The organism is Actinocorallia longicatena (assembly GCF_039534125.1).
Classification (GTDB): Bacteria; Actinomycetota; Actinomycetes; order Streptosporangiales; family Streptosporangiaceae; genus Actinocorallia; species Actinocorallia longicatena.
The window spans coordinates 1-4,705 of the sequence record NZ_BAAAUV010000069.1 but is presented as its reverse complement, the minus strand read 5'-3'; the positions used below and the strand labels follow the sequence as shown (position 1 = coordinate 4,705).

The following is a 4,705-nucleotide window of genomic DNA, read 5'->3' as shown; positions in this document are numbered from 1 at the left end:
ATCGGTCATACGCAGGCGGCCGCGGGTGTCGGTGGTGTGATCAAGATGATTCAGGCGATGCGTCACGGGGTCATGCCGAGGACATTGCACGTGGACGCGCCGACGTCGAAGGTGGATTGGTCTTCGGGCTCTGTCCGGTTGCTGACCGAGGAGCGGCCCTGGCCGGAGACGGGCCGTCCGCGCAGAGCGGCCGTCTCCTCCTTCGGCATCTCCGGAACCAACGCCCACGTCATCCTCGAACAGGCCCCCGCCGACACGACGGCGGCACTCCCCGACGACCGGCCCCTGGCATGGCCGCTGTCGGGCAGAACCCGCCCGGCCCTGCGCGCCCAGGCCGCACGGCTGGCCGAACATCTGGCACGCCACCCCGGCCTCACCACGGCCGACGTCGCCCACACCCTGGCGCGCAGACCGGTGTTCGGGCACCGGGCGGTCGCGATCGGCACCGGCCGCGGCGAACTGCTCGCCGCGACGGCGGCCCTCACCTCGGATCCGGACCCGGAACCCTCGGTAGAAGAGGGAACACCGCAGGCCAGGACGGTCTTCGTGTTCCCCGGCCAGGGCGCGCAATGGCCCGGAATGGGCCGCGAACTTTACGCCGCCTTCCCGGACTTCGCACGAAGCCTCGACGAAACGCTGGAAGAACTGGGCAGGCACCTGCCGGCCTCCTCCGACGGCCGCGACACGGGATCGGCCGCCGGCGACTGGCGCGCGATGCTGTGGGACGGCGACGAGAGCACATCGCGCCGCACAGAGCTCGCGCAGCCGCTGCTGTTCGCGATCGGGATCGCACTCGCGCGCCTGCTCGAACAGTGCGGCCTGACACCCGACCTCGTGATCGGCCACTCGGTCGGTGAACTCGCGGCGGCACAGGTCGCTGGGGTGCTCTCGCCCGAGGACGCCGCCCGACTGGTGATCGCCCGGTCCCGGCTGATGGGGGCCCTGCCCGAGGGCGGGGCCATGCTCGCCGTCCGGGCCACCGAGACCGAGGTCGCGCCGCTCCTCGCCGGAGACGCCGCCATCGCCGCGGTGAACGGGCCGAGGGCGATCGTGATCTCCGGATCGGCGGCGGCGGTCGCCGAAGCCGCCGCCCGGCTGACGTCGGCCGGACACGACACGGAACCGCTGAAAGTGTCGCACGCGTTCCACTCGGCGCTGATGGAGCCGATGCTGGAGGAGTTCGAACGGGTCGCCGAGGGCATCACGGTCGGCACCCCGCGGATACCGCTGCTGTCGAACCTGACGGGACACACGGCCGACGGGGACTTCGGCACGCCGGCCTACTGGGCGCGGCACGTACGCCAGACGGTCCGCTTCGCCGACGGGATCCGATCCTCGGCGGCCGCCGGAGCCCGCCGATACGTGGTGCTCGGACCCGACGGCGGCCTCACCAACCTCATCACCCAATGCCTCGACACCCCGGACACCGAAGCGGAGCGGTACGTCACGACGCCGATCCTGCGCAGGTCCGCCCCCGAGGCCGCATCGCTGCTGACGGCCCTCGCGGCGATGCACACAGCGGGAGCGCGGGTGCGGTGGGACGGCCTCCCGACCGGCGGCAGGCTCGCGGACGTGCCGACCTATCCCTTCCAGCACGAACGCTTCTGGCTTCCGGAACCACCCGGCCGGGGAGACGTCACCGGCGCCGGGCTGGACGCCGTCGAGCATCCGATGCTGGGCGCGATGGTCACCTTGCCGGAATCCGACGGCGTCGTCCTCACCGGGCGGCTGTCGCTGCGGACCCACCCATGGCTGGCCGACCACCAGGTGGCGGGACGGGTACTCCTCCCGGCCAGCGGATTCGTCGAACTCGCCGTCCAGGCCGGTGACCAGGTGGGATGCGCGGGCATCCGCGAACTGACCCTGCACGAGCTTCTCGTGCTGCCGCGCAGCGGCGCCGTCGACCTGCGCGTGGTGGTGTCCGGAACCGAGGCGGACGCCGACACGCGATCGTTGGCGATCTCCTCCCGGCGGGCCGACGCCGACGAAGGCGCATCCTGGACGCTCCACGCCCAGGGAGCGCTCACTGACGACGACGCACCGGGCACGGAGACCCTCGCCCAGTGGCCCCCGGCCGGTGCGGAGGCCGTCGACGTCACCGACGGCTACGCCGACCTCGCGGAGCTGGGGTATGAGTACGGTCCGGCGTTCCAGGGAGTGCGGTCCCTCTGGCGCCGCGAGGAGGAGATCTTCGCCGAGGTCGCGATGCCCGAGGACACGAACCCGGCGGTGACGGGCTTCGGAATGCACCCGGCGTTGCTGGACGCCGTCGTGCACGCCGCCCTGCTGGCCGGGCCGGGGGAAGCGGGCTCGATCGCGCTGCCTTTCGCCTGGGAGGAGATCCGTCTGCACGCGGAGGGCACCTCGACGCTGCGGGTGCGCATCTCCCCGGCGGGGACGTCCGGCGCCGTCTCGGTGCTGGCGGCCGACACGACCGGACGGCCGGTGCTGTCGGTCCGGTCCCTGACCACCCGGCCTGTTCCGCTTCAAGAGACGTCCGGGCGGACAGAGGGGCTCTACCAGGTGCGATGGTCACCCGTTCCGGAGACCGGTGAGGGTGAGGGCGTGTGGCGGCGCTGGGCGGACGCCGAGGTCGGCACCGGGCGGTACCCCGTGCAGGGAACGGTCGTGTTCGAGCCCCCCGCGGCGGCAGGGGATCCGGTGGAGGGGACGCGTGCAGCCGCCGGCCTCGTGCTCGAGGCCGTGCGGGCATGGCTGGCCGACGAGCGATGCTCCGGAGCGTCGCTGCTGGTCCTGACCCGGGGAGCGGTCGCCCTGCCGGGGGAGGACGTCACCGATCTGGCGGGTGCGGCGGTATGGGGGCTGATCCGCTCGGCCCAGTCGGAGCATCCGGGCCGCTTCCTGCTCGTCGATGCCGACGCCGGCGTCGACGCGGAGAACCTCGGGGCGATCATCGGCTCGGTGGCGGCCTCCGGAGAACCGCAGGCCGCCGTCCGATCGGGAGTGGTGCACGCGGCCCGGCTCGTGAAGGCCGCCACCGAAGGGGAGGCGGCGGCGCCCGCCGGCCCGGGCCGGTTCTCCGGCGGAACGGTGCTGGTCACCGGCGGTACCGGTGGGCTGGGCGCGGCGGTGGCCCGCCACCTCGTCACCCGGCACGGGGTGGCGCGGCTCGTGCTGGCGAGTCGGCGGGGCGAGGCCGCCCCCGGCGCGGACGCCCTGCGGCGGGAACTGGGCGCGGCCGGCGCGCTGGTGGACATCGTGGCCTGCGACGTGACGGACCGCGAAGCGGTGACCGCCCTGGTCGCCGGGGTCAACGGAGCGTCCCCGCTGACGGGGGTGGTCCACACCGCCGGCGTGCTGGACGACGGCCTCGTGGAGTCCCTCTCGGCGGAGCGGCTGGACCGCGTCCTGGCCGCCAAGGCGGACGCGGCCTGGTACCTGCACCAGGCGACACGGGACCTGGACCTGGACCTGTTCGTCCTGTTCTCCTCCCTCTCGGGAACGGTCGGCGGCCCCGGGCAGGCGAACTACGCCGCCGCCAACACCTTCCTGGACGCGCTCGCGGCGCACCGTCACGCCACGGGGCTCGAGGCGGTGTCGGTGGCATGGGGCCCCTGGGAGCCCACCGGCGGCATGACGGAACGCCTGAGCGCGGCCGACTCCGCACGCATGAGCGCGGAGGGCGTCCGACCCCTGCCCGTCGGGCACGCGCTCGCCCTCCTCGACACCGCGGTCCACCAGCCAAACGCCCACCTCGTCGCGACCCGATGGAACGGCCCCGCGCTCCGGGCCCGCGCCGTGGCGGGCCTGCTGCCACCGATGCTCACCGAGCTGACGGCCGCGACCCGGCGCCGCGTCCCCGGAAACTCCACCGATGATCTGCGCCGCCGCCTGGCCGGCTTGGACGAGGCGGACCGGCGACGGGATGTTCTCGATCTCGTGGTCCGTCAGGTCGCGGGGGTGCTGGGTCATGTGGGTGGCGTGGGGGTGGGGGCCGGCGTCAAGTTTGATGATCTTGGTTTGGATTCGTTGGGTGCGGTGCAGGTGCGTAATCGGTTGGCGTTGGTGACGGGGTTGAGGCTGTCTGCGACGTTGGTGTTCGATTATCCGACGTCGATGCGGCTGGCCGGGTATGTGTACGGGCTGCTCTTCCCCGAGCCCGCGATCGACGCGCCGGTGACGAGCACGGGTCCGCGCGTGGACGGCGACCCGATCGGCATCGTCGGAATGGGCTGCCGCTTTCCCGGCGGAGTCGGCTCTCCGGCCGCCCTGTGGGATCTGGTGGCGTCGGGACGCGTGGGCGTGTCGGAGTTCCCCTCGGACCGTGGCTGGGATGTCGAAGGGGTGTACGACCCCGATCCGGACGCGGCGGGGAAATCGTACGTCCGTGTGGGTGGGTTCCTCGATGACGTGGCGGGTTTTGATGCCGCTTTCTTCGGGATTTCGCCGCGTGAGGCTGTGGCGATGGATCCTCAGCAGCGTTTGTTGCTGGAGGTGGTGTGGGAGGCGTTGGAGGACGCGGGAATCGATCCGCTGGGTCTGCGGGGTTCGCGGACCGGTGTGTTCGCGGGAGTCTTCGGCCAGGACTACGGGCTGGCTGCCCGCGCCGAGAGCTTCAGGTCTTTTGAAGGAAACGGCGGCGGCCCGGGCGTCGAGGGCTTCATGACGGGTGTGTTGGGTTCGGTGGTGTCGGGTCGGGTGGCGTATGTGTTGGGTTTGGAGGGTCCTGCGGTGTCGGTGGATA

The 4,705-nt window shown here is 72.4% G+C and carries 1 protein-coding gene; it reads left to right on the top strand.

Translation table 11 applies throughout. The annotated features are described in order from the left end of the window. Positions 1–90 precede the first annotated feature (90 nt). Positions 91–4,705: SDR family NAD(P)-dependent oxidoreductase (locus ABD785_RS41080; RefSeq protein ID WP_344840323.1), on the top strand; the 4,615-nt coding region annotated here is incomplete at its 3' end.